Source organism: Scleromatobacter humisilvae, from assembly GCF_023231945.1.
In the GTDB taxonomy this organism is placed as follows: Bacteria; Pseudomonadota; Gammaproteobacteria; order Burkholderiales; family Burkholderiaceae_C; genus Scleromatobacter; species Scleromatobacter humisilvae.
Genome location: NZ_JAJLJH010000002.1, coordinates 463,968 through 487,907, shown reverse-complemented (window position 1 = coordinate 487,907; position 23,940 = coordinate 463,968). Strand labels below are relative to the sequence as shown.

The following is a 23,940-nucleotide window of genomic DNA, read 5'->3' as shown; positions in this document are numbered from 1 at the left end:
CAATGGTGTCCACCCTTTCGAGATCGAGCCATGCGCGTCGCGGTATTGTCCTATCCGATGCTGTTCCAGACAGCGGGCGGCTTGAAGATGAAGGTCGGGCGGACAGTGGACGCCCTGGTGCAGCGAGGCATCGACGCGCGCCTCGTCGATCCGCTCAAGGAGCGCCTGCGCGATTTCGACCTGGTGCATGTCTTTGCCCCCTACAACGGCAACCATCGGGTCGTCGAGCAGGCCAAGGGGGACGGCGTGCCGGTCGTGATGTCGACCATCATCAGCGGACGCTTCAGCCGTTGGCAGGGTTGGCGAGCTCGATTCCTGACGCGCCTCGTGGGGCGGTTGTCGGGTTGGGAGATGACGACCAACTACCAGCAGATCCTGACCGCGCTGACACTCGCCGACCACCTCGTGGTCCTCGGGAGCAGCGAGCGGCAGGTGCTGGTCGACGCCTATCTGATGCCGTCGTCCAAGATCAGCATCGTGCACAACGGCATCGGGGACGAATTCTTTCGTGCGACTCCGCAGGCCTTCCATGAGCGCTGGCCGAAGCTGCGGCGACCATTCGTGCTGCACACGGGGCAGATCTGCGAGGTCAAGAATCAACTGGGCCTCGTCCGCGCGCTGAAGGGCCAGGACATCGATATCGTCATGATCGGCCAGGTGAATTCCGAGAGCGCCTACCTGCAGGCCTGCCTGGGCGAAGGCGGTTCGCGCGTCCACTACCTCGGTGAATTGCCGCACGGCGAACTCATCGCGTCGGCGTACGCGGCCTGCACGCTGGTGGCGATTCCCAGCCGCTACGAGGGCATGCCCAATTCGATCCTCGAGGCGCTGGCGTCCGACCGTGCCGCCGTGCTGACCGACACCCATACGATGGACTTCGAGTTGCCGAGCGACGTCACGGCGCAGGTGGCCTCCACCGATCACGAAGCCATTCGGCGCGCCGTGTTGCGCCTGCTGGCGAATCCGCCGGCCCCGGGCCGTGCGCGCAGCGTGGTGTCGCAGATGAGCTGGGGAGTCGTGGCCGCCAGGCTCGAGGAGATCTACCGACGCGTCCTCGACAACTCGCCTGCGCCGGCGAAGGACCGTGAGCAGGCTGGCGTGGCCATCGGCGCGTGCGAGGGCGCGAGCGCATGAGCACCGCGCCGCTGATCGAGGCCGAGACGCTCGCAATGCCGGCCAAGGCAGATCCCGTCGCCACGACCGGCGCCAACAGCGCCTGCAACGCTTGCGCGAACCCTGGCTTCGCCGCGCTCCTGAGCAAGGACGGCTACGACCTGGTGCGGTGCACGCGTTGCGGCTTGATCAGCGTGGCCAACCCGCCCGACGACGAGCAGCGCGCCAAGCTGTATTCCTTCGATACCGGCTACCACGCCTCGCTGGTCGATGACGCCGCTTCTGTCGCGTTCCACGAGCGCGAGGCCGCGTTGAACCTGCGCGTGCTGCGCCGCTTCTCGAGCAGCGGCCGGCTGCTGGACATCGGTTGCTCCACCGGTCTGTTCCTGCGCGCAGCCCGAGCAACAGGCTGGGTCGGGCAGGGTCTCGAATATTCGGCGGATTCATCGCGCATCGCACGGGAGCAACATCAGCTCGAAGTCCGGACCGGCGAGCTCCGGGGCGATACTTATCAAGCCGGTTCCTTCGATGTCGTCACCCTGTGGGACGTCATCGAGCATGTCCCCGATCCGCATGCCACGCTGGTGCAGGTGCATCGCATCCTCGCCGACGATGGCCAACTGGTGCTGAAGACGCCCAACGCCGACGGCCTGTACCCACGCGTGTCGTTGCGGCTTGCGGGTCGCCTGGGCTTCTGGGGTCACGCCGAGCCGCCGGGCCACCTGTTCCAGTTCTCGGTGGCGACGTTGTCGCGCCTGGCCGAGCGCGCGGGCTTTCGTGTCGTGGATGTGGTCCACCAGCGTATTCCGATCGGCTACTCTTTCGGCACGCCGCGCGGGTGGTTCCGATCGGTCAAGTGGGCGGCCTACTGCGCGCTGTTCATGCCGATGGCGTGGATCGGCCCCTGGCTGGGGCAGGGCGACGACCAGGTGCTCGTGCTCAAGAAGGCGTAGCCACCCTGTCGAGGAGAGCGGGCGACCCGAAACGCCGGCGCCAGCGCTAGCCGGCGTGGCGGAAGCGCATGAGCAACATCGCGACTTCGCCACGCAACGGATGCTTGCCCGCCATCAGCGAGCCGGCGGCAAACACCACGCCCGCCGAGCCGCCGATCAACAATTCCTCGAACGCGCCGAGCGCCGAATAGGGCGCCGCGACCATCAATCCGAGCGAGGCACCCACCGCGCCGGCCAGTGCGATCGGAATGCTCACGATCGCCGGCTTGAGCTGGTCGCGCAGGCTGATGCCCGAGCGCGCGCGCACCGCAAGTCCCAGCAGCAGGCTCGCGACGATGCTGCTCAGCACCATGGCAATCGCCATCCAGGTCACGCCGAGGAAGGCACCGATGACCAGGGGGAGCGCCTGTGCCGGCAGCGTCGCCACCTTGGCGCGCAGCACGTCGCGCACGCCGCCGCTGGCGAGCAGCAGGTGGTACGCGCCGGAGGTCACGAGCGCCATGGCAGCGGCAGCGGAAAGCCAGCGCATGGGGGACACGACGGCGAGCCAGTTGGGGCCGAACAGCGCCCGGACCACGGGTTCGGCCAGCACCACGAGCATCGCCAACGCCACCCAGCCCAGCCCCAGGACGCAGGCCGTCGCCTTCGCGTACAGCGGCGCGAGCGGCACGCCTTCGCGTTGGCGTTCGGCGAAGACGGCCAGAAAAACGGGGCCGGCGGCGCGCGCCAGAAGCTGATGGGCCATCTGCGACATGCCGCGCGCGCGGCTGAACAGCCCCGCCGCCGCGAGCGTCTGCGTGCGGCCCAGCACGAGTTCGGGCATCGAGCTGACGATCTCGTCGACGACGCTGACCGCGGTGGCGGGGCCTCCGACGGAGAACACGCGCCGCAGTTCGGCGCCGTCGAATGTCGGACGCATCGGATGCGGCCTTATCCAGAGCGACAGGATCGAATTTGCGAGGCTCGACAGCACGGCCCCCCAGGCCAGGCTCAGCGATCCCCATCCGAGCTGCGCGAGCGCGATGGAGGCGCCGGCAAGCACCGCCGACTGTGCAAGGCGGATCCAGGTCAACGTGCTGAAGCGCAGCTCGCGGGTCAACAGCGACTGCGACACGCTGCCGAGCGGGGTCAACGCGAAATTGAGCGCCAGGATGCAGACGATCGTGGTGACGTTCGAGTCCTTGTAGAAGGCGCCGGCCGGGATGCTCAGTGCCAGGAGGAGCAGGCAGAGTCCGAGACCCATCATGACGGCCAGCGTGAACGCCGCGCGAATGCGCCGCTCGCTCAACTCCGCCTCCTGGACGAGGTAGGTGCTGACGCCCAGCTCGCGGACCACCGCGACGACGCCGACCAGGGACATGCCGATGGCGAACACGCCGATGTCGGCCGGCTTGAGCAGGCGCGAGATGACGGCGGTCGATCCGAGACTGAGCAGGAACGAACCGTATTTCTCGATGTACGTGAAGGCGAGCGCCCGGCGTACGGTCATGGGGACTCCAGCGTCGCGTTCGAGCGGACCGCACTCATCGCGCGAGGCCCGGACGCGGCGTCAACGCGCCGAGCGCGATCTTCAGCAGCACCTTCCACGCGACGGCGAGCGTCGGGTCGGTGCGCAAGGACATGAGCGCTCCGTGACGAGCGCGATCGAGGCGGCCCGCGTCCAGGTTCGAGGCCGCGAAGTCGCACCAGCTGCGCGCCAACACGCGCTGCACGCGCGAACGCGGCACGCTGCCTGCGTGTTCGTGCCCGTAGCCCCAGCGAGCAACGGCGCGCGAGACGACGATGGAGCGATAGTTCTCGACAGGCGCCGCGCGCGTGATGCTCGCCGCGTGCGCCCGGTAGAGCGCGCAGGGCCGGTTGACACGCAGGATGCGCGTGATGCGCGAGACGCGCAGCCACAGGTCGTAGTCCTCGCCGATGCGCAGCCCCGTATCGAACATGCCGACCTCGTCGAAGACGGATCGATGAGCGACAACGGTGGACGTCCACAGCGCGCAATCGAGCAGGAGATCCGGATAGATCCATCCGGATGGGCCTTGCCAGCGTGCCGGATCATCGGCTCCGGAAAGCAGCGACTCGACTTCGGCCGCGCCGGGGCAGGACGTCTCGCCGGCCCAGACCTGCCAGGCCGCGTAGACCACGCGAGCCGTCGGATCGCTCGACACCATCTCGGACTGGGCGGCCAGCTTGCCGGGCAGCCAGATGTCGTCGGCATCGAGGAACGCGATCCAGTTTCCCCTGGCCTCGCGCACGCCGCGATTGCGCGCCGCGGCCACGCCCTGGTTGGCTTGGCGGATCAGCCTGACACCGGGGAAGGTCGTGGCGACGAGGTCCGCCGATCCGTCGGTCGATCCGTCGTCGACGACGACGATCTCCAGGTCGCTCCAATGCTGATCCTGCACGGAGCGGATCGCCGCTGCGATGTAGCGCTCGGCATTGAAGCACGGGATCACGACGGAGAGGAGATCGCCTTTCATGGCGCGGCCGACGCGGCGAGCGCGGACGATGCTGCCGCCGAAGCAGCGTCGGCGCCCGCGTTCGCAGGCGGATCTCGCCACTTGCCCACGCCCTTGAGCATGTCGCGCAGCTCGGTGCGCGGATAGCCTTCCTGCATGGCCAGCTGACCCTGCGCCAGCGCTTGATCGTAGTCCTTCAGGTCGAAGTAGACGAGGCCGATGTTGTAGTGGGAGAGCGGGTTGTCCTTGGCATAGCTCGAGGCCACCGCGAGCTCCTCCTTGGCTTCCTTCACGCGGCCGCCCTTGCCCAGGTACTGCGCGTAGATCTCGCGCACCACCGTGTCGTCCGGCTGGAACCGGATGGCGCGATCGAAGTAGCAGTCGATCGTGTACTTCATGCCGGGCGGCTGGGGCGTCTTCGTGCGCTCGCCGAAGCGAACGGTGGCCATCAGCGCGCGATGGTGGTTCGGCGACGTCATCAGCACGTAGTTGAGGTCGCCGCCGATGTCGCCGGAATCGCCATGGATCAGCGCCTCCACCGCGGCCGAGAAATGGAAACGTTCGACGATGCGCAGGTGTCCGTTTCGCTCGACTCGGTAGTCATAGGGTCCGTAGGCGGACTCAAGGCCCCCGCAGGCGTTCTCGGCCTGTTGCTGTGCGGCGGCATGCCCCGCGAGCTGCAGCAGGCCCGCCAGCAGGAGGAGTCGCGCCGCGCTCACGCGGCCTCCCGGAGCGTGCCGGGAGCGGCAGCCGCAATCGTCTTCAACCAGGCGATGGTGATCTCCTCGACGCGCTGGCGCCAGGCCGGCGCTGTGAACGTGTGATCGGCTTCGGACAGATCGTGCCGCTGCAAGCGAACGTGCTGGAGGGCGCCCGTCCACGCAGGGTCGCCGCGCGTGGTGTCGACGAACTCCTTGGCCGTGTAGTCGTTGCCGCTCAGCACCAGCAGGATGTCGCCGTCGAACGCGGCCCAGCCGCGGGCCATGCGGTGCTGGTACGGCAACTGCGCCGCGCGCGGGGCCGACGCGCGCCGTGCCTTCAGGTTCGCGAGCAGGTCGCGCCACGCCGCCTGGCCGACGCCGCCGCTCAGCAGCTTGGTCCAGAACGCGCGCTGGCCAAGCCGCTGCCAGTAGTAGTGCTTCAACTGCACGCGCGCCAGGCTCTCCGGCGAGCGCACCCACGGGTTGAGCAGCACGAGCCCGCGCACGCGCGGATCGCGCGCGGCGTCGACGTGGAGCAGCGCGGCGGAGGCGCCGTCGCACAGTCCCCACAGGGCCACCCGGCGCACCGCGGGCACGTGTCGAACGAGCGTGTCGATGGCGGCGGAGATGTCCTCGCCGATATCCTCGAAGCTGCGCGGCGCGCCGGCGCTGTCGCCCATGCCGCGGACGTCGAAGCGCAACACCGCGAAGCCCTGGCGGGCGAGCGCGCGCGCCAGCAGCACGAACTGCCGATGGCTGCCCGCGCGATATTGCGGCCCGCCCACCACCACCACGACGCCGGTCTCGCACGGCGACGCGGGCTCGCACAGGACGCCGACCAACTCGTCTCCCTGGCAGTCGAAAGTCAATGCACGTTCGGCGCTCATGCGATGCAGTCGGCGACGGGCTCGCGACACACCAGGTCGGTCGTCGCGGCGATGAGTTCCGGCGCTTCCTCGATCTCGGTCGCGCTCCAGAACGGCGGCCCCTTGACGACCCGTTCGACGACGCGGTGGCCGGCCGTCTTCCAGCGTTCGATCAACGTCGTGCTCGCCGGCAGCAGGGCGCCGTCGTCGCGGGTCGAGACCTCGAGCCACGTGGAGCGTCCGGTGGTCGACGGCTGGAGCGTGGCCTGCTCGAGGCCGGCAGCCAGCGCCGGATTCAGCGAATAGCCCGCGATCTCGACAGGCTCGCCGCGGCTCAGCCGCTCGCGCAGCCGCTGCGTGCCGCCGCCGGCCTGGCCGTCCAGCATCTCCTTGGCCACGTGCAGGCGCAGGTGCTGTTGCAACGCAATCTTGCCGGCCGTCATGGGCTGCCAGAACAGCAGGTCGCAGGGCAGGGCATGACGTGTCGCCGCTTCGGCGGCCACCAGGCAGCCGGCGCGCAGGCCCCACAGCGTCAGCGGGGCGTCGAAGCGCGCGCGCATCCAGGCGGCCGCGCGGACGACGTCGGCCAGCCAGTCGTCCCAGGTCGCGTCCCCGAAATCGCCCGAGCTGTCGCCGCAGCCGTGCAGGTCGCACAGCAGCACGGCATGGCCCGCGTCCGCGAATGCGCGGGCCTGCAGCGCGGCCATGCGGCGCGACTTGTTCATCTCCTCGGCGAAGGGATGGACGTGGACGATCGCGCCCGCGACGGACTCCGTGCGCGGACGATGCAGGACGCACATGCGCTGGCCGCCGGCCTCGTCATCCAGGAAAAACGGAGCGGCGGCGGAACCCATGTCGGCCTCAGCCGGCCAGCTTGCCCGACACGAAATCGGTCAGGCTGCCGACGGTCGCGAACGTGTGTCCGTCGATGTCGTCGTCGTCGATGACGATCCCGAACTGCTCTTCCATGGCTGTGATCAGCGAGACGACCGCCATGGAGTCGAGTTCTGCGACCGACCCCAGCAGCGGCGTTGCACGAGTGAATGACGCGGTGCGGCCGCCCAGGCTCAGCACGTCGTCCAACAGGCGAATGATTTCTTGTGTCGTGTCCATCCGAGCGGACCCCTCCAATTTCCCAGGATGGTATCTGAGTTCGATTGCGGCGGTCGATCCCGAACGCCCCCGAATCCGTCACACGGCGGACATGTCATCGGCGCTTCGTGATCGATGGCACGAATGTGGCTGCGGCGAGGGCGCCCGAGGCCGCACGGGCACCTTGAACTAGGGGGAACTCCGAGGCGTCGACGCACCTTGCAAACGACACTGTCGGGTCTGTTGTCGAGACGAAGGCGCGGAGCGGGGACGACCGCGCTCCTTCGCGCGACAGCGCGGCAGTCGCCCCGTCCCGCCGCGGACGGCGTGCGATACTTTTTCCTCCTCGACGTCAGCCTGTGCCGTGCCCGTGAACGATTCGACGCTTCTTCATGAACTGATTGCCACGAGCGCGCGTCGCACGCCGTCGGCGATCGCGCTGACCGACGGCGATTGCCACGTTTCGTACGGGAGCCTGCTGGAGGCGATCCAGCGTTTCGCGGCCGGACTCGTCCAGGCCGGCATCGGCCGCGGCGAACGCGTCGGCATCTATCTCGAGAAGCGCGTAGAGACGGTCGTGGCCAGCTTCGGCGCGGCCGCGGCCGGCGCCGTCTTCGTGCCGATCAATCCGGTGCTCAAGGCGGAGCAGGTGGGCTTCATCCTGGCCGATTGCGACGTGCGCCTGCTCGTCACGTCGCCGGAGCGCCTCGCCACGCTGACCGAGGTGCTCGATCGCTGCGGCAGCCTGGGTCAGGTCGTGTCGACCGGTGCGGAGGCCGAGCCCGCGGGCCTGCCGCCGCGCCTGCGCTCGACGTCGTGGGACGGCTTCCTCGACACGCCGCCCGGCGCGCATCACCGCGTCATCGACACCGACATGGTGGCGATCCTCTACACCTCGGGCAGCACCGGCAAGCCCAAGGGCGTCGTGCTGTCCCACCGCAACATGGTGCTGGGCGCCAAGAGCGTCGCGTCCTACCTCGAGAACCACGCCGGCGACACGCTGCTCGCGGCGTTGCCGCTGTCGTTCGACGCCGGCTTCAGCCAGCTGACGACCGCGTTCCACAGCGGCGCCCGCGTGGTGCTGCTGAACTACGTGCTGCCGCGCGACGTGCTCAAGGCGATGGAGCGCGAGAAGGTGACCGGCCTGACCGCCGTGCCGCCGCTCTACATCCAGCTCACCGCGCTGAAGTGGCCGGAGTCGGTCGCCGACAACCTGCGCTATTTCGCGAACACGGGCGGGCGCATGCCGCTCGAGACGCTGACGCTGCTGCGCCAGCACCTGCCGCGCAGCCGCCCCTTCCTGATGTACGGCCTGACCGAGGCGTTCCGTTCGACCTATCTGCCTCCCGAGGAGGTCGATCGCCGGCCCGATTCGATCGGCAAGGCGATCCCCAACGCCGAGATCCTCGTGCTGCGCGAGGACGGCACGAGCTGCGATGCCGACGAGCCCGGCGAGCTGGTGCACCGCGGCGGCCTGGTCGGCATGGGCTACTGGAACGACGCCGCCAAGACCGCCGAACGCTACAAGCCTTTGCCGGCCGGCGGCCCTTGGCGCGAAGTCGGCCTGCAGTTGCCGGAGTTCGCCGTCTACTCGGGCGACACGGTGCGCCGCGACGCCGAAGGCTTCCTGTATTTCATCGGACGCCGCGACGAGATGATCAAGACGTCGGGCTACCGCGTCAGCCCGGCCGAGGTCGAGGAGATCCTGTACGCGACGCGGCATGTCGGCGAGTGCGTCGCGTTCGGGGTCGAGCACGCCGTGCTCGGACAGGCGATCCAGGTGATCGCCACGGCGCCGGCGGGGCAGGACAGCGTCGACCTTGCGGCCCTGCAGGCGCAATGCCGCGCCCGCATGCCGGCCTACATGGTGCCGGCGGGCATCGCCGTGCGCGTCGGTCCGCTGCCGCGCAATCCGAACGGCAAGATCGATCGCAAGCTGTTGTCGACCGAATGGTCGGCCCAGGCCCGCAGCGCCGCGGAGCCGACATGACGGAGTCGTCGATGGATCCCCTGCAGGTCGCGCCCGGCGCGCCGCGCCACGCGTCGATGACGCAGTTCGCCACCGCCGGCGGCCAGCTGCTCGTCGGTGGCGAGACGCTGTCGACCCTGGCCGAGCGCGTCGGCCAGACGCCGTTCTTCGCCTACGATCGCGGCCTGCTGCGCCAGCGCGTCGCCGAGCTTCGCGACGCGTTGCCATCGGGGATCCGCCTGCACTACGCGATGAAGGCCAACCCGATGCCGGCCGTCGTCGGGCTGATGGCGCAACTGGTCGACGGCATCGACGTGGCCTCGGCCGGCGAGCTGAAGGTGGCGCTGGACGCCGGCGCCGATCCGCGCGAGATCAGCTTCGCGGGGCCCGGCAAGCGCGAGGCGGAACTGAGGCAAGCCGTGGCGTCGCGCGTGCTGCTCAACGTCGAGTCGATGCGCGAGGTCCGCCTGTTGAAGGACATCGGCACGCAGCTGGGCATCGCGCCGCGCGTGGCCGTGCGCGTGAACCCGGACTTCGAGCTGAAGGGCTCGGGCATGAAGATGGGCGGCGGCCCGAAGCAGTTCGGCGTCGACGTCGAGGTCGTGCCCGCGATGCTGGATGCGATCGACGCTTTCGGCCTCGAGTTCGAGGGCTTCCATCTGTTCGCGGGGTCGCAGAACCTGCGGGCCGAGGCGATCTGCGAGGCGCAGCTCAAGTCCTACGAACTCGCGCTGCGCCTGGCCGCGCACAAGCCCGAGGCGGTGCGATCGCTCAACCTCGGCGGCGGCTTCGGCATCCCGTACTTCCCGGGCGAGCAGCGCCTCGACCTCGCGCCGATCGCGGACAACCTGCTGAGCCTGCGCGAGCGCGCTGCGCGCGACCTGCCGGCGGCCTCCATCGTGCTCGAACTCGGCCGCTACCTCGTCGGCGAGGCGGGCGTCTACGTCACGCGCATCCTCGATCGCAAGGAGTCGCGCGGCAAGGTCTTCCTCGTGACCGACGGCGGGCTCAACCACCATCTGTCGGCCTCGGGCAATTTCGGCCAGGTGATCCGCAAGAACTATCCCGTCGCGATCGGCAACCGCCAGGGCGACGCGGCGCTGGAGGAGGCGACGGTGGTCGGGCCGCTGTGCACGCCGCTCGACCTCCTCGCCGACCGCATGGCGCTGCCGGTGGCCCAGGCCGGCGACCTGGTGGTGGTGTTCCAGTCCGGGGCCTACGGCGCGAGCGCGAGCCCGCAAGCCTTCCTCGGGCACCCGGGCTGCACGGAAGTGCTGGTCTAGCGCCGACGCGCCGGCCGGCCGATTCGCGATGGCAGATTCCCTTCACGCCAACTCGCGCGGCCCCGTCGGCGCCATCGCCCCGAGGGGATCGTCGTCGGAACCGTCACGGCCCGTGTCGATCCGGCTGCTCGCGGCGTTTGTCTGCCTGGCCTGCGCCGGCTGCGGACTCGCGCTGGCGCTGCAATATCCGATCGGCCCGCCGCTGGTCGCGGCGGCCGTGTTCATCGCGGTGGCCGCCGGCACGATCCTGTGGCCGGGCGCCTGGATCCTGGCGCTGCCGGCCGTGCTCGCGCTGGCGGGCTTCGCGCCTTGGACCGGCTGGCTCACGTTCGAAGAGCTGGACATGCTGGTGCTGGCCGTCGCCACCGGTGGCTATGCGCGGCGTGCGCTGGAGCGCGCCGGGGCGCCGCGCCAGGGCGACGCGCATGACGACGCGCCCGTCGCGTTGTCGTCGCGGCTGCTGGTCGTGCTGTTCGCGCTGTCGATCGCGGTGGCGCTGGTGCGCGGGGTGTCGGACGCCGGCGGATTCGAGTTCGGCTGGTTCCAGGGCTACTTCGGGCCGATGAACTCGGTGCGCCTGGCCAAGAGCTTCTTCTTCGCGCTGCTGCTGTTTCCGCTCTGGCGCGACGCGCACGCCGCCGACCCGCTGAAGGCGTCGCGCTACTGGTCGACCGGCCTGTGCGTGGGGCTGGCCGGCGTCAGCCTCGCCGCGCTGTGGGAGCGCCTGGCCTTCACCCGCCTGCTCGATTTCACGACCGACTACCGCACCACCGCGCTGTTCTGGGAGATGCACGTCGGCGGCGCGGCGCTCGATGGCTTCCTGGCGCTCACGGTGCCGTTCGCCGTGCGCGAGCTGCAGACGGCCGGGCGCGGCTGGCGCTGGATCGGCGCGCTCGCGACGCTCGTCCTGGCCAGCTATGCCTGCCTGACGACCTTCTCGCGCGGCGTGTTCCTGGCCATTCCCGTAGGCCTCGTGGTCATGGCCTGGCTGGGGATGCGCCAGCGCGCCGCGTTGGCCGGCTCCGTGCGTGGATGGATGGGCTGGGCGGCGGTGTTCGTCATCGGCTACGCGGGCGCGGCGTTCTGGCTGTTCCCGGTGGCTGGCTATCGTGGCCTGCTGGCGGTGCTCGGCGCGTTCGCGCTGTTGCTGCGCCTGGGGGCGAGTCCGGCCGGCCAGGAGCCCGCGCCGGAATGGCGCACGGCGGCGCTCTCGGTGGCGTTGTCGGGGCTGGTGCTGCTCGCATCCTGGGCGCTGCCGCGCGGCGCCTACGTGGCCTATGCGCTGGCGTTCACGTTCGCGGGGGCGGCCTCGTATGCGCCCCGCACGCGCTGGATGGCCTTCGCGGGCTATGCAGCCGTCCTGTTCGCGCTGGGCCTGGTCTGCTGGCACTGGGGCGGCGAGCCGGCGCTCATTCGTGCGTTGCCCGTGATGGCGGTGTTGCTGCTGATTGCCCTGGCGCTCGCCTCCGCGCGCGCCGGACGCCCGGAGCGCGCGTGGCCGAGTTCGCGCCGCTGGCAGGCGGCCGTCTTCGCGTGCATGGTGGCCGCCAGCGGCGGCATCGGCGTGATGATGGGCGGCGCCTACATGACGGATCGGATGTCGACCACCGAAGGCGACCTGCAGACCCGCATCGATCACTGGAGCGAAGGCCTGTCGGTGCTGCATTCGCCCGAGCAGTGGGCGTTCGGCGTCGGACTGGGCCGATACCCCGCGACGTATTTCATCCTGCACGGCAACACCGACGCGCCGGGCGACTACGCGTTGCGGGGAACCGCCGCCGAGCCCGCGCTGGCGCTGTCCGCCGGCCGCCACATGCTCGGATGGGGCGAGCTGCTGCGCGTCTCGCAGCGCGTGCGCGTCCCACGCCAGCCGGTGCAGGTCGAACTGATGGTGCACGCGGATCGCCCGACGGGCCTGCATCTCGAGCTCTGCGAGAAGCACCTGCTGTACAACGGCGGCTGCCTGCTCAAGGAGGTCGAGGTGCCCGCGACCGGCGCGACCTGGCAGGCGATTCGCACGCCACTGGACGGCGCGGCCGTCTCGGGCGGCCACCCGTTCGCGCCGCGGATGCTGAGCTTCTCGATCAGCAACCGGTCGCAGGCCACGCTGCTCGAGGTGCGCGACGTGCGGCTGCTCGATGCCGGCGGGGACGACCTGCTGATCAACGGCGACTTCTCGCACGGCATGGCGCACTGGTTCTTCTCCAGCGACCGCAACCACCTGCCCTGGCACCTGAAGAACGTGTTCGTGCACGTGCTGTTCGACCAGGGCCTGTTCGGCCTCGGCGTGTTCGTGCTGATGCTGCTTGGCGGCCTGTGGCGGCTGGGCTTCGGCTCGGCGCGCGCGCATCCGCTCGCGCCCGCGCTGGCCGGCTCGATCGCCGGCTTCATCGTGGTCGGCCTGTTCGACAGCCTGGTCGATGTCCCGCGCGACGCCTTCGTCTTCTATTTCCTGCTGCTGCAAGCGTTGACGTTGCACGGCCTGCGGCGCACGTGATCAGGCGCCCGCAGGCGTTGCCGGCGCTGGCGGCCGTCCTGTGCGCCGGCTTCGGGGCCGTGCTGGCCCGGCAGCATCCGCTCGCGCCGGCATGGGCGCTGATCGCCTTCGTCGCGGCCATGGCGCTTGTGGCGTGGCGCCCGCGGCACTGGCTGTGGATCGTGCCGGCGGCCCTGCCCATCCTCGATTTCGCACCCTGGACCGGAGGCCTCGTCATCGAGGAGTTCGACCTGCTCGTGCTGGCGGTCGCCGCGGCGCTGCAGGCGAGGGCGGCGTGGTCGGCGGATCGCTCGACGGAACAGCCACGCCGATGGACGCCGTTCGAATGGGCCGCGCTGGCGTTCGCGTTGCTCAGCGTCGCCAGCCTGGCGCGCGGCGTCGCGGCCGCCGGCGGCCCGTCGCTGGCCGGCGCCTGGTTCCAGGGCTACGAGGATCCGCTCAACGCCTGGCGCGTGTTCAAGAGCGTGCTGTGGGCGGCGCTGCTGTGGCGACCGCTGCGCCGCGAATTTGCTGTCGACCGCGATTCCGCGGTGCGGCGCCTGGTCGCCGGCATGCTGGGCGGCCTGCTCGCGGTCGTGCTCGCCGCGATCTCGGAGCGCGCCGCCTACACGAGCCTGTGGCAGTTCTCCGGCCCGTATCGCACCACCGCGCTGTTCTGGGAGATGCACGTGGGCGGCGGCGCGATCGACGCCTACCTCGGCCTCGCGGTGCCGTTCGTGGCCTGGACGCTCTGGTCGCAGAAGTCGCCCGGTCTCTGGAGCGTCGCCGCGACGCTGGCCTTGCTGGCCGTCTACACCTGCCTGACGACGTTCTCGCGCGGCGTCTATGTCGCCGTGGCCGTGCCGCTTGCCGTGCTCGGCGTCGTGATGCTGCGACGGGCAGGGCGGGGCCGGCGCAGCGGCTGGGTGACCGCCGTCGGCGCCGCCGCGGCACTCGTCGCGATCGATGCCGTGCTGATCCTGGCGTTCGACTGGGGCGGCGCCGCGCCGGCGGGGCTCATGCTGCTGGCACTGGCCTTGTCCGCCGCGGCCTGGTTGCGCTGGAAGCGCCCGTGCTCGTGGCGCGTGGCCGCGTCGACCGCTCTGGCGATGGCGCTGCTGCTCGAGGTGTTCGCGGTGATCGGCCTGGGCACGTTCCTGCGCGAACGCATCGCCGCGACCGACAGCGACTACCTGAGCCGGCGCGAGCACTGGAGCGATGGCGTGAGCCTGATGGACACGCCCGCTGACTGGCTCGCGGGCATCGGCGCCGGCCGGCTGCCCGAGGGCTACGCGACGCGCGTGCCGGGTCTCGAGTTCCCGGGCGACGTGCGCTGGCAGCCAGCGCGCTTCGTGCGCCTGCTCGGGCCTCGCACGCGAGACGACATCGACGGCGTCATGGCGCTGAACCAGCGCGTCGCGATCCATCCGGGCAATCGGCATCAGCTCGATCTCGACGTCCGGGCCGCGACGCCCGCGCACCTGTACGTGCGTGTCTGCGAGAGCCACCTGCTGTATGCGCGGCATTGCCAGGCCGGGGTCCTCGCCCTGCGCAAGCCCACGGCGGGATGGCAACACGCGACGATGATGGTGTACGGGCAGGCCATGAGCGTCGGCGATCCGGCGTGGCCGCGTGGCGCCATCTTCTCGATCGCCGACATCGACGTCGGCGGCGACGTGGCGGTCGATCACCTGGTGCTGACGGCCCCGGACGGCACGCCGCTGCTGTCCAACGGCGACTTCTCGAATGGCCTGGCCCACTGGCTGCCGACGGCCATGGGCTACTACGTGCCCTGGCACATCGACAACCTCTATCTCGACGTCCTGGTCGAGCGCGGGCTGCCCGCGCTGCTCGCGTTCCTGGCCTGCGCGGCGATCGCGTTGCGGCGGCTCGCGCACGCGGGCCCGAGCGGGCCGGTCTTCGCGCCGTTCCTGGCCGCGTCGCTGGGCGGTGCCCTGTGCGCCGGCCTGGTCAACAGCGTCATGGACGTGCCGCGCGTCGCGTTCCTGCTGTTCTTCGTCGTGATCGCGGGCGCCGAGCTCGGCGCCGGCGTCAACGCCCGAGCAACACCTTGAGCGCCTGCAGCTTGAAGCGCAGCGCCTGCCTGTCCCAGGGCATGAAGCGCGGCAGCATCATGCGATCCGTGCGCGCGTCCGCGGCCCCGCGCTGCGTCGAGAACGCGTAGGAGAAGCCGGCACGGCGGGCCATGTCGGCGTGGCGCGGATCGAAGTCCGTCCCCAGCTTGCCGTTCGGGTAGGCAAACAGCCGCGGCGGCTGCGGCAGCAGCGCGGCCAGCGCGTCGCGGCCGAGGCGGATCTCCTCGAAGGCCGTGTCGTCGTCGACCGACTTCAGGATCGGATGCATCACCGTGTGGCCGCCGATCTCCATGCCGTTGGCGGCCAGCACCTGCACTTCCTCCGGCGTCATCATGACGCGATCGCGCGCGCTGCGCGATGCAGCCAGACCGCAGGCCGACTCGATGCGTTCGAGCGCCTGGTTGCGCTCGGCCGGCGGCAGGTACTTGATGCCCTCGCGCAGCCGGTGCAGGGTCCGCAGCCGCGCCGGCAGGTCGCCAGTGGGCAGGATGCCCAGGCCCAGCCACCCGGCGTCGAAGCTGTCGCCGGCATGCGCGCGCACGGCCTCGGTCAGCCGGTCGTTGAACTGCACGCCGTCTCCAAGATAGCCGGTGGCCACGAAGAAGGCGGCCGTCATGCGATGGCGCTTGAGCAGCGGCAGCGCGACGTCGTGGTTGTCGCGGTAGCCGTCGTCGAAGCTGATGATCGCGGCGCGTGCGGGGAGGGTGCCCGTGGCCAGGCGCTCGCAGGCTTCCAGCGGCGGCAGCACGCGGAACTGGTCGCCGATCCAGCGCAGCGCCTCGTCGAACTGCGTCGCGTGCATCTCGCCGGGGATCATCGGATCGGGCTTCTCGAGCACGCGATGGAAGAAGAACGTCAGCAGCTTGGCACGCTGGCCCGCCGGCGAGACGACGGTGGAGACGGCCCGGACGGCGCGGCTCATCGCGTGCCGCCAAGGACTGATTCGAACGTGGGGGGTATCCGTTGCGGCATGAAGTTGCTGGCGTTTAGTCGGGAGAATGCCACACGACATCCCGTGTTTGCGGGTGTTGCAGGCACGCTTCCCCAATTCCAGTGAATCGGGGCGACACCGGGATAGTTTAAGCTGGGCAGGGGCACGCCGCGACCTCAGGCGCGGCGTGGTGAGGTTTCAGATTCATCGGGGAAAGAAGAACGTGACGACTATCGCAGTCATCGGGCTGGGCTACGTGGGCTTGCCGCTCGCGATCGAGTTCGGCAAGAAATTCAGGACGCTCGGTTTCGATCTCTCGCAGGAAAAGGTCGATGCCTACATCAGCGGCGTCGATCCGACCGGCGAGGTCAGCGGCGAGCAGCTGAAGGCCAGCACGCAACTGAGCTACAGCACCGATCCGGCCGTCATCGCCGAAGCCGACTTCATCGTCGTGGCCGTGCCCACCCCGGTCGACGACGCGCACCAGCCCGATTTCACGCCCCTGGTCAAATCCAGCGAGAGTGTCGGCAAGCACATCAAGCGTGGTGCGACGGTCGTCTACGAGTCGACGGTATATCCGGGCGCGACCGAGGAGATCTGCGTCCCCATCATCGAGAAGCACTCCGGCCTCAAGTGGAAGACGGACTTCTTCGTCGGCTACAGCCCCGAACGCATCAATCCCGGCGACAAGGAACGCACCGTCACGAAGATCACCAAGGTGGTCTCCGGCGATTCGCCGAAGACGCTGGACCTGGTGGCCGAGGTCTATGGTTCGGTCATCACGGCAGGTGTCTACCGCGCCAGCAGCATCAAGGTGGCCGAGGCCGCCAAGGTGATCGAGAACACGCAGCGCGACCTGAACATCGCGCTGATGAACGAGCTGTCGGTGATCTTCAAGCGCATCGGCATCGACACGCTGGAAGTGCTGCAGGCCGCCGGCACGAAGTGGAACTTCCTGCCGTTCCGTCCCGGCCTCGTGGGCGGCCATTGCATCGGCGTCGATCCGTACTACCTCACGCACAAGGCCGAGATGCTGGGCTACACGCCGCAGGTCATCCTGGCCGGCCGCCGCATCAACGACAGCATGGGCAAGTACGTCGCCGAGCAGACCATCAAGCAGATGATCTCGCGCGACCTGCCGGTCAAGGGCGCCAACGTGATCGTGCTGGGCATGACCTTCAAGGAAAACTGCCCCGACCTGCGAAACAGCAAGGTGATCGACGTCGTGCGCGAGCTCCAGAGCTTCGGCGTCAACGTGGTGATCCACGACCCGATCGCCAACGCCTCCGAATGCGAGCACGAGTACGGCGTCACGCTGACCCCGTGGGAAGCGTTGCCGGTGGCGTCCGCGATCGTGGCCGCGGTGTCGCACTCGCAGTACGCCAGGATGGGCATCGAGGCCTTTGCGCAGCGCCTCGTGCCGGGCGGCGTCTTCGCCGACGTCAAGAGCGCCTACGACCCGGCCGAAGTGGGTCGCGCCGGCCTGCAACTCTGGCGCCTCTGAGATCGCACGAACGGCGCCAATCCGCGGGTTTCGCAGGGTTTGGCACCGTGGACGAGCGCGGTTACCGCAGGTAACATCCTCCTGCCGGACAGAGGATGCACGCTGCTGACGTGCATTCCTGATCCAGGAATCGACGACCAACATACGAGCAGGAGCGAGGACGGTGGGTGCAAGGCTTCTTCGTTCGGGCGCCGGGGCCGCTGCGATCATGTGGGGGTGCTTCGCTGCGTGCCAGGCGAATCCGATCCCGGCCGACGACGCGGCCGCCCAGGGCGGCGCCGACGATCCACGCGCAGGGCAGGCTGCCGGGCTGGCCTCTCCCGGTGCGAGTTCGTCGCGCGAAGCGGCGATCATCGACCGCCGCCCCTCGCTGTCGACCGACTCGGACAAGAAGCTGCTGGCCCAGGAACGCGCCGACGCGATGGCCTCGGCGCGCGACCCCGCGCTGATTCCGATCGACATCCAGGGCGTTGGCGCGCAGGCGCATCCGGCCCCCTCGGCGCTGCCGAAGAAGCAGGACGAGGTCGCGGGCGGCGACGGCGACGGCCTCAAGAAGTTCGCCTTGACCGCGCGGGACTGGATGCACGACGTCTTCGGCAAACCGGACAATGCACCGGACAGCGCGCCCGACCGGGCACTTCCGGCCGTTCCCGGAGCTGGCGGCGACCTGGGCCTGCCGGTGGAGACGCAATCCAGCGGCGTGAAACCGTTGGCGTTGCGCAGGGAACCGCCGGTCGAGATGCCCCCGCCCGGCGCCGGACCGCATCGCGCGGCCGCCGCGCCTGTCCAGGAAACCGCGGGAGCGCGACTGTTGGCCGAATCCGCGCCCGAGTACTCGATCCAGCAAGCGCTCAAGCGTTGCCGCGAGGTGCTGGTTCATCCGCTGACCTGGCTGGCGGTCGTTTTGGTCGGGGTGACGCGCATCGCGATGTCGCGCGGGAGACGGTGAGCGCAACTGCCGCCGGGTGACCTGCACCACTGCGGCGTCTTCGAGCATCGATACCGCGGCGGCCTGCCCGCGCAGCCGGGACGGACGGACAGGCGCGGGCCGCGTTCAGCTCGACAGCAAGGGAGTTCGCCTCCGCCTGCTGTCCAGCTCGGTTTCCAAAGCTTACATACTCGCGTGCATCGCTGCGCCTTCGGCCGCCGGCCACGCCGTGTAGTGGGCCTGTGCCATGCGATGGTCGCCGCGCCGGATGCGCGCGACGATGCCTGCCTCTTCCTCTTGCGAGAACGAATAGGGATACAGCGAACGCTCGGTGGCCGAGAACTGCGGCTGCCCGCCGAAACGGGCGATCTGCTCCTGCGTGTGCGCGAAATCCAGGCACATCAGCACCGCGGGCGCGTTCACGCGCAGGTTCATCCGCGAGGACGCCAGCACGGTGAAGCCAAGGATGCGGCTGTAGTAGTTGACGTGCCGGGGATTGACCTCGATCAGCAGGCAGTCGTAGCCCATCACGCGATAGGCGTACAGGTAGGCCACGTGGAACAGGGTCGCCAGGACGCGCTTCGACTGCGAGGCGCCGTCGATGGCCAGCTTGGTGAATTCGCACACGCGGTGCCCTTCGGCGCGCAGGCTGTGCACTTCGCCGGGAAACAGCTCCTCCACCATCAGGCCGTCCTTGCCGTCGAAGCCGACGGTCATCGTGCCGATGGTCTCCTCCTGCTCGGCGGCCACGAGGGTGATGCGGCCCGGCGGAGCATCCTGCGGCAGCGGCTTGGTCGCGTATCCACGCCAGGCGTAGCGCAGGTTGATCAGCGTGCTCGCCGAGCGTCGCTGGCCCGGCGTGCGCGCCGCGCGGATCTTGAACAGGCGTTCACCCGCGTCGGCCTGATCCTGAGATTGCGAACGTTGGCCGCCCGATCCCGTGCGCCGCTCCGGTTCGAACGCCGCACCGATGATGGTGTCTTCACTCACAGCCAATCCTTTCGCTTCCCTCCGGCCCGGGCGCGTGCGCCCGCCGGAATTCGTGTTCGCCTGATCGTCAATGTACCTATCGACGCGTCGAGGCCTCCTCGTCAGTGAACTTGTATCCACCTGATACGCAGCGCCGGCGATCTTCCCGCGGCGTCGTACGCCCGAGCACGTCCTAAGAATAGGTTCGGCGAAGACGGTTGACCAGACCCGACCGCTCTTCCGGTGAAAAACCATGCCGATAAAGGGATCGTTTGCCGGCCGCGGGGGAACTGTCGTCCTGGTGGGCCTCGAAAACCTGCTCATCCGCGAAATCCAGGTCGAGCGACATCAAGACCGCGGGCGCGTTGACGCGGTGGTTCATGCGGTCGCGCCGCAACACCTTGAAACCGAGCATGGTCTCGTAGAAGCGGACATGGCGCGGATTGACCTCGATCAAGGCCTTGTCGCAGCGCTGCACCTCACGGGCGCAGAGGAACGCGGCGTCCATCAGCGAGGCCAGCACCCTCTTCGAACGCACGACGCCGTCGATCGCGAGCTTGATGAATTCGCACAGCGCGAAGCCTTCGGCCCGCAGTTGCGCGACTTCGGCCGCGAACGATTCGTCGACCAGCAAGCCTTGCGGGCCGTCGAAGCTCACCGTGATGGTGCCGACCGTCTCGTCCTCCTCGCTGGCCACCAGCGTGATGCGGTTGCGGCTCGAATGGTCGGGCACCGTCGACGTCGTGTAGCCCCGCGCCGCGTACATGCGGTTGACCAGGATGTGGGCCGAGCTCCGCTCGCCGTCGCAATCCGCCGCGCGGATGGTCAACAGGCGTTTTCCTTTTTCGTGCTCGAGGATGCTCCAGGGTGCGGGCTCGTCCAGCAGGAGCCGGGCCATCTGATGGCGCGAATCCGAATCAATCCTGTTAACTGCGTTCAATGTTCCTGCTCCTGGGGCGATGTGACAAAGATCACACGTCAACCCTAGTTTGGGGGACTTTGGCTCCGCTCATGTATCAAGTTGCATTCTCGTCCGCGGCCGCGGCGGCGCCTATCCCGCAGCCTGCAGGCGTGCCCCGCCACCTCGTCCGGGCATGGGGACTGCCGCTACCAGGCGACGCGCATCCGCGCGAATTCACCGCCGAGGACCCCATGACCCGACAACTCAACGACATGAAGATCGCCATCCTGGTGGACGATCTGTTCGAGCAGGCCGAGCTCGCCGAGCCCAGGAAGGCGCTGCTGGCCGCCGGCGCGACGGTGCACATCGTGTCGCCCAAGGGCCCGAAGGTCAGCGGCATGCAGCACCACGACAAGGGCGACAGCTTCGATGTCGACGTGCCGCTCGACGACGCCAGGCCGGACGATTACGACGGCCTCGTGCTGCCGGGCGGCGTGGTCAACGCCGACACCTTGCGTACCAACGAGTCGGCGCAGAGGTTCGTGCAGGCCATCGACGGCGCCGGCAAGCCCATCGCCGTCGTCTGCCATGGCCCATGGCTGCTGATCTCGGCCGGCCTGGCCGCGGGCCGCACGCTGACGAGCTGGCCCTCGCTCGAGGACGACCTGCGCAACGCCGGCGCGACCTGGGTCGATCGCGAGGTTGTCTGCGACGGCAACTGGACGTCCAGCCGCAAGCCGGACGACCTGCCGGCCTTCAACCGCGAGTTCATCGCGGCCCTGCAACGCGCGCCCGAGAAGCGCGAGATGGCGATGCCCATCGCCGACTGATCCCACGTCACAGGAGAATCTCCATGGCCCGATTGGATACCGCCCACCGTAACGCCGAACCCAGCGGCAGCTTCGCGTTCCCGAAGCAGCGCAAGGAGCCGCTGGAGAACGCTGCCCACGTGCGCAACGCGATCGCGCGCTTCAACCAGGTCGAGGGCGTCACCGATGCCGAACGCGACGAGGCCTGGAAGCACATCAAGACGGCGGCGAAGAAATTCGGCGTCGAGGTGCAGGAAGGCTCGTGGCGCGAGGTCGGCCACAAGCACTGATCGGTCGCGCATCGAACGAAGCGCCGGAGGGCGCGGAGCGTCGAGCGAGGATGTCCTACAGCGGAGAGTGCCCGCGCAGCGCGCGCGCGTTGGCGGCCATCGAGCGGTTGTAGCGCGTCAGGTGCGGCGCGAGCGTCTCGAGCGCGAGCGCCGCGGCCTCGACCGCGCGGCCCTGCGCGATCCAGGTGAAGGCCAGGACCGCGCGCGCCTCGTCGTGGAGCACGGCACCGGGGCCCTCGGCCTTGCAGCGCTCGAGCTGGGCGAGCAGCAAGGCTTCGCTCTCGTCCAGCCGGTTCAGATGGCGCAAGGTGCTTCCCAGCTGGATGCTGGCGCGCGCGTGGCGATACGGGTCGAGCGCGCCGCTCGCGAGCGCGGCGCGGTACAGCGGCTCGGCGCCGTCCTCGATGCCCGCGGTGTCGCGCGCGCAGGCACGCTCGAACAGCGCGAACGGGTCGTCGACGGGCCGCTCGTTCGCCAACTGGTCGATCGTGCGCACGAGTTCCTGCGGCGTCAGCGTGTCGGCGATCTTCCAGGCCGCCGCGACGCGCGACTCCCAATCGTTGAAGGCGGTATCCATGTTGGACCTCAGGCGTGACTGAACAACGCGAGCACCGCCGCGACGATGCCGCCGACGAACAGGTACAGCGCGAACGGCAGTGCGAAGAACCACAGCCTGGCGGCGCCCGGCTTGAGCTCGAAGACCGTGGTGGCGGCGCAATAGCTGACCCGGACCGACCACAGCAGCAGCACCAGGACCAGCACCGTGCCGGCGTCGACGGCGGCCGCCGCCGCGACGCCTGCGTTGTCGAATCGCAGCGTGTTCACGATCGTCACGAGCAGCGCGGGCAACGCGAACACCAGGTTCTGCAGCACGTAGACCTGGCGCGCGGTCGTCGGGTCGGGACGCACCGCGCCCGACCACCCGAGGCGCAGTCGATACCACCAGCCCCCGATCAGCCACAGGAGGCCGGCGCCGATCGTACCGATGACGGCCACGAAGCCCCAGTAGCGCGTCCAGGTCTCGCCGATCGCCAGGGCGAACTGCGCGGCGCTGCCGCCCAGTCCGGCCTGCGCCATGACGAGCTTGCTGTCGATCCGGTCGATCGCGCTGGCCAGGCCGCCGGCCAACGCGGCCGCCAGCACGAGCAGGTGCTGCTGGTAGTTCGCGGAGCGCGCGAAGAAACGCCGCGGCCGGATGTAGAGATCCAGCAGGCCGCGATGCCCCACGTCGGCGGGCGCGACGGGCGCGGGCAGGTCCAGGTCGGGGGTATCGGTGCTCATCGTGGCGGCGATGTTAGCTCGCCGCGTGCGGCGCACCGCCTTACATCGACTCCTGCAGCATGCGCCGATAGTCGTCGCGGCTGGCCAGGCGCGGGTTGGTCGCGTGGCAGTGGTCGACCATCGCGTGGTCGATGATCTCGTCGAACAGCGCTTCGCCGACGCCCATTGCGGCGAGGCCGGTCGGCAGGCCGAGCCGCGCCGTCATGTCGAACACGGCCCGGGCCACGGCGACGCCGTCGGCGTAGTCGGGGCCGTGCGGCAGGCCCATCGCGTGCGCCATGCGGTTCAGGCGATCGTCCTTGCGCATGGACTCGGCGCCCGCGTTGAAGCGGATCACGGCCGGCAGGAACACGGCGTTGAGCGTGCCGTGGTGCAGCCGCGGATTCACGCCGCCCAGGCTGTGGCTGAGGCTGTGCACGCAGCCCAGGCCCTTCTGGAAGGCGAGGGCGCCCTGCATGCTGGCGCTCATCATGTTCCAGCGCGCCTCGCGGGCGGTCCGGCCGTCGCTGAACGCGCGCTCGATGTGGCCCCAGCCTCGCCTCAGGCCGTCCAGCGCGATGCCGTCGGCCGGCGGATTGACCTTGCCCGACATGAAGGTCTCCAGGCAATGCGCGATCGCGTCCATGCCGGTGGCGGCGGTCAGCGCCGGCGGCAGCGCCATCGTGAGGTCGGGATCGAGCAGCGCCACGCGCGGGAGCAGGTTCCAGTTGTGGAAGCCCAGCTTGCGGCCGTCGTCGACGATCAGGATCGCCCCGCGCGCGACCTCGCTGCCGGTGCCCGCGGTGGTGGGCACCGCGATCAGCGGCGAGGCCTTGGCGGTGATGCGCTCGGCGCCGCCGGTGATCGTCGCGAAGCTCGCGAGCGGGCCCTCGTGCGTGGCGGTGATCGCGACACCCTTGGCCAGGTCGATGCTGGAGCCGCCACCCACGGCGATGAGCCCGTCGCAGCCGTTCTCGAGATAGACGGCCGTGGCCGCGCGCACCGCGGCCTCGTTCGGGTTGCCGGGCGTCTGGTCGAACACCGCATGCGGCACGCCGGCGAGCGCGGCCAGCGCGATGTCGAGCACGCCCGCGGCGCGCACGCCGGCGTCGGTCACCACCAGCGGCCTGGCAATGCCCGCGGCCTTGCATTCCTGCGGCAGCAGGCGCACGGCGCCGGGGTCGATCTCGATCTGCGTGACGTACTGGAAGCGGGCCATGGTGGTCTCGTCGAAGGCAACGCTGGAGTTTAGGACGCGCCGGGCAACCGGGCTGTCGCCGCTGCGTCGTGTCCCTTATGCTTGTCGGCTTCATCCGTTCACGCCACGTCCCTTGTCCGCCAAA

Annotated in this window: 22 protein-coding genes; 10 read left to right on the top strand and 12 right to left on the bottom strand. The window is 69.5% G+C overall.

Annotated features, from left to right (window positions below):
* The first annotated feature begins 30 nt into the window (after positions 1 to 30).
* Positions 31 to 1,134 (top strand): glycosyltransferase family 4 protein, encoded by a 1,104-nt coding sequence (locus LPC04_RS11585; protein ID WP_275682376.1) that lies wholly within the window; start codon positions 31 to 33, stop codon positions 1,132 to 1,134.
* Positions 1,131 to 2,066, top strand: a complete 936-nt coding sequence (locus LPC04_RS11580; protein WP_275682375.1) for a class I SAM-dependent methyltransferase — start codon at positions 1,131 to 1,133, stop codon at positions 2,064 to 2,066. The genes LPC04_RS11585 and LPC04_RS11580 overlap by 4 nt, the downstream gene beginning before the upstream one ends.
* 46 nt (positions 2,067 to 2,112) lie before the next feature.
* Here the strand turns inward: LPC04_RS11580 and LPC04_RS11575 are convergent, their stop codons facing one another.
* From LPC04_RS11575 to LPC04_RS11550, 6 genes are read right to left on the bottom strand one after another with little or no spacing between them, the layout of a single operon-like run.
* Positions 2,113 to 3,555 (bottom strand): oligosaccharide flippase family protein, encoded by a 1,443-nt coding sequence (locus LPC04_RS11575; protein WP_275682374.1) that lies wholly within the window; start codon positions 3,553 to 3,555, stop codon positions 2,113 to 2,115.
* 34 nt (positions 3,556 to 3,589) lie between these two features.
* Positions 3,590 to 4,543, bottom strand: coding sequence for a glycosyltransferase family 2 protein (locus tag LPC04_RS11570; protein ID WP_275682373.1), 954 nt, complete (start codon positions 4,541 to 4,543; stop codon positions 3,590 to 3,592).
* Positions 4,540 to 5,241, bottom strand: coding sequence for a tetratricopeptide repeat protein (locus LPC04_RS11565; RefSeq protein WP_275682372.1), 702 nt, complete (start codon positions 5,239 to 5,241; stop codon positions 4,540 to 4,542). The genes LPC04_RS11570 and LPC04_RS11565 overlap by 4 nt, the downstream gene beginning before the upstream one ends.
* Complete coding sequence (locus LPC04_RS11560) at positions 5,238 to 6,110, bottom strand: hydrolase 1, exosortase A system-associated (RefSeq protein ID WP_275682371.1); 873 nt, start codon at positions 6,108 to 6,110, stop codon at positions 5,238 to 5,240. The genes LPC04_RS11565 and LPC04_RS11560 overlap by 4 nt, the downstream gene beginning before the upstream one ends.
* Complete coding sequence (locus tag LPC04_RS11555) at positions 6,107 to 6,943, bottom strand: hydrolase 2, exosortase A system-associated (protein WP_275682370.1); 837 nt, start codon at positions 6,941 to 6,943, stop codon at positions 6,107 to 6,109. The genes LPC04_RS11560 and LPC04_RS11555 overlap by 4 nt, the downstream gene beginning before the upstream one ends.
* Positions 6,944 to 6,950: 7 nt before the next feature.
* Entirely contained in the window at positions 6,951 to 7,202 is a 252-nt protein-coding gene (locus tag LPC04_RS11550; RefSeq protein ID WP_275682369.1) for an acyl carrier protein, read from the bottom strand.
* Positions 7,203 to 7,551: 349 nt separating this feature from the next.
* Here LPC04_RS11550 and LPC04_RS11545 point away from each other — a divergent pair, with 349 nt between their 5' ends.
* The 4 genes from LPC04_RS11545 to LPC04_RS11530 are packed head-to-tail and all read left to right on the top strand — an operon-like array spanning position 7,552 to position 14,984.
* On the top strand, positions 7,552 to 9,171 hold the full coding sequence (locus tag LPC04_RS11545) for an acyl-CoA ligase (AMP-forming), exosortase A system-associated (RefSeq protein WP_275682368.1): 1,620 nt from the start codon (positions 7,552 to 7,554) through the stop codon (positions 9,169 to 9,171).
* Between the two features lie 11 nt (positions 9,172 to 9,182).
* Positions 9,183 to 10,433 carry a pyridoxal-dependent decarboxylase, exosortase A system-associated gene (locus LPC04_RS11540; RefSeq protein ID WP_420854715.1) on the top strand — a complete coding sequence of 417 codons (1,251 nt, stop codon included), beginning with the start codon at positions 9,183 to 9,185 and terminating at the stop codon, positions 10,431 to 10,433.
* A gap of 28 nt (positions 10,434 to 10,461) precedes the next feature.
* Positions 10,462 to 12,930: a hypothetical protein gene (locus tag LPC04_RS11535; RefSeq protein ID WP_275682367.1), complete on the top strand. Its 2,469-nt coding sequence runs from the start codon at positions 10,462 to 10,464 to the stop codon at positions 12,928 to 12,930.
* Positions 12,927 to 14,984: a hypothetical protein gene (locus LPC04_RS11530; RefSeq protein WP_275682366.1), complete on the top strand. Its 2,058-nt coding sequence runs from the start codon at positions 12,927 to 12,929 to the stop codon at positions 14,982 to 14,984. The genes LPC04_RS11535 and LPC04_RS11530 overlap by 4 nt, the downstream gene beginning before the upstream one ends.
* Here the strand turns inward: LPC04_RS11530 and LPC04_RS11525 are convergent.
* Complete coding sequence (locus LPC04_RS11525) at positions 14,962 to 15,927, bottom strand: polysaccharide deacetylase family protein (RefSeq protein WP_275682365.1); 966 nt, start codon at positions 15,925 to 15,927, stop codon at positions 14,962 to 14,964. The two genes, LPC04_RS11530 and LPC04_RS11525, sit on opposite strands and share 23 nt — an antisense overlap.
* Before the next feature lie 232 nt (positions 15,928 to 16,159).
* Here LPC04_RS11525 and LPC04_RS11520 point away from each other — a divergent pair, with 232 nt between their 5' ends.
* Together LPC04_RS11520 and LPC04_RS11515 are read left to right on the top strand one after the other, a co-directional pair.
* Positions 16,160 to 17,440, top strand: coding sequence for a nucleotide sugar dehydrogenase (locus LPC04_RS11520; RefSeq protein ID WP_275682364.1), 1,281 nt, complete (start codon positions 16,160 to 16,162; stop codon positions 17,438 to 17,440).
* 163 nt (positions 17,441 to 17,603) lie between these two features.
* Positions 17,604 to 18,389, top strand: coding sequence for a hypothetical protein (locus LPC04_RS11515; protein WP_275682363.1), 786 nt, complete (start codon positions 17,604 to 17,606; stop codon positions 18,387 to 18,389).
* A 162-nt stretch (positions 18,390 to 18,551) separates the two neighbouring features.
* Here LPC04_RS11515 and LPC04_RS11510 read toward each other — a convergent pair whose 3' ends face one another.
* Both LPC04_RS11510 and LPC04_RS11505 read right to left on the bottom strand, forming a co-directional pair.
* The gene (locus LPC04_RS11510; RefSeq protein WP_275682362.1) at positions 18,552 to 19,358 is read right to left on the bottom strand and encodes an N-acyl amino acid synthase FeeM domain-containing protein; all 807 of its coding nucleotides are present in this window, start codon (positions 19,356 to 19,358) and stop codon (positions 18,552 to 18,554) included.
* Positions 19,359 to 19,530: 172 nt separating this feature from the next.
* Entirely contained in the window at positions 19,531 to 20,277 is a 747-nt protein-coding gene (locus tag LPC04_RS11505; protein ID WP_275682361.1) for an N-acyl amino acid synthase FeeM domain-containing protein, read from the bottom strand.
* Between the two features lie 212 nt (positions 20,278 to 20,489).
* Between LPC04_RS11505 and LPC04_RS11500 the strand changes: the two genes are divergently transcribed.
* Together LPC04_RS11500 and LPC04_RS11495 are read left to right on the top strand one after the other, a co-directional pair.
* Entirely contained in the window at positions 20,490 to 21,068 is a 579-nt protein-coding gene (locus LPC04_RS11500; protein ID WP_275682360.1) for a type 1 glutamine amidotransferase domain-containing protein, read from the top strand.
* A gap of 23 nt (positions 21,069 to 21,091) precedes the next feature.
* Positions 21,092 to 21,337: a DUF6582 domain-containing protein gene (locus LPC04_RS11495; RefSeq protein ID WP_275682359.1), complete on the top strand. Its 246-nt coding sequence runs from the start codon at positions 21,092 to 21,094 to the stop codon at positions 21,335 to 21,337.
* A 55-nt stretch (positions 21,338 to 21,392) separates the two neighbouring features.
* Here LPC04_RS11495 and LPC04_RS11490 read toward each other — a convergent pair whose 3' ends face one another.
* Genes LPC04_RS11490 through LPC04_RS11480 form a run of 3 tightly spaced genes read right to left on the bottom strand, consistent with a single transcriptional unit; the run spans position 21,393 to position 23,816 of the window.
* Positions 21,393 to 21,914 (bottom strand): tetratricopeptide repeat protein, encoded by a 522-nt coding sequence (locus tag LPC04_RS11490; RefSeq protein ID WP_275682358.1) that lies wholly within the window; start codon positions 21,912 to 21,914, stop codon positions 21,393 to 21,395.
* 8 nt (positions 21,915 to 21,922) lie between these two features.
* Positions 21,923 to 22,618, bottom strand: coding sequence for a hypothetical protein (locus tag LPC04_RS11485; protein ID WP_275682357.1), 696 nt, complete (start codon positions 22,616 to 22,618; stop codon positions 21,923 to 21,925).
* 40 nt (positions 22,619 to 22,658) lie between these two features.
* Positions 22,659 to 23,816, bottom strand: a complete 1,158-nt coding sequence (locus LPC04_RS11480) for an iron-containing alcohol dehydrogenase (protein ID WP_275682356.1) — start codon at positions 23,814 to 23,816, stop codon at positions 22,659 to 22,661.
* Positions 23,817 to 23,940: the final 124 nt, after the last annotated feature.

Bases quoted from the DNA above. Each gene is read 5' to 3' on its own strand.
- LPC04_RS11585 (WP_275682376.1), top strand. From the start codon at position 31: ATGCGCGTCGCGGTATTGTCCTATCCGATGCTGTTCCAGACAGCGGGC.
- LPC04_RS11580 (WP_275682375.1), top strand. From the start codon at position 1,131: ATGAGCACCGCGCCGCTGATCGAGGCCGAGACGCTCGCAATGCCGGCC.
- LPC04_RS11575 (WP_275682374.1), bottom strand. From the start codon at position 3,555: ATGACCGTACGCCGGGCGCTCGCCTTCACGTACATCGAGAAATACGGT.
- LPC04_RS11570 (WP_275682373.1), bottom strand. From the start codon at position 4,543: ATGAAAGGCGATCTCCTCTCCGTCGTGATCCCGTGCTTCAATGCCGAG.
- LPC04_RS11560 (WP_275682371.1), bottom strand. From the start codon at position 6,110: ATGAGCGCCGAACGTGCATTGACTTTCGACTGCCAGGGAGACGAGTTG.
- LPC04_RS11555 (WP_275682370.1), bottom strand. From the start codon at position 6,943: ATGGGTTCCGCCGCCGCTCCGTTTTTCCTGGATGACGAGGCCGGCGGC.
- LPC04_RS11550 (WP_275682369.1), bottom strand. From the start codon at position 7,202: ATGGACACGACACAAGAAATCATTCGCCTGTTGGACGACGTGCTGAGC.
- LPC04_RS11540 (WP_420854715.1), top strand. From the start codon at position 9,183: ATGGATCCCCTGCAGGTCGCGCCCGGCGCGCCGCGCCACGCGTCGATG.
- LPC04_RS11535 (WP_275682367.1), top strand. From the start codon at position 10,462: ATGGCAGATTCCCTTCACGCCAACTCGCGCGGCCCCGTCGGCGCCATC.
- LPC04_RS11525 (WP_275682365.1), bottom strand. From the start codon at position 15,927: ATGAGCCGCGCCGTCCGGGCCGTCTCCACCGTCGTCTCGCCGGCGGGC.
- LPC04_RS11500 (WP_275682360.1), top strand. From the start codon at position 20,490: ATGACCCGACAACTCAACGACATGAAGATCGCCATCCTGGTGGACGAT.
- LPC04_RS11495 (WP_275682359.1), top strand. From the start codon at position 21,092: ATGGCCCGATTGGATACCGCCCACCGTAACGCCGAACCCAGCGGCAGC.
- LPC04_RS11490 (WP_275682358.1), bottom strand. From the start codon at position 21,914: ATGGATACCGCCTTCAACGATTGGGAGTCGCGCGTCGCGGCGGCCTGG.
- LPC04_RS11485 (WP_275682357.1), bottom strand. From the start codon at position 22,618: ATGAGCACCGATACCCCCGACCTGGACCTGCCCGCGCCCGTCGCGCCC.
- LPC04_RS11480 (WP_275682356.1), bottom strand. From the start codon at position 23,816: ATGGCCCGCTTCCAGTACGTCACGCAGATCGAGATCGACCCCGGCGCC.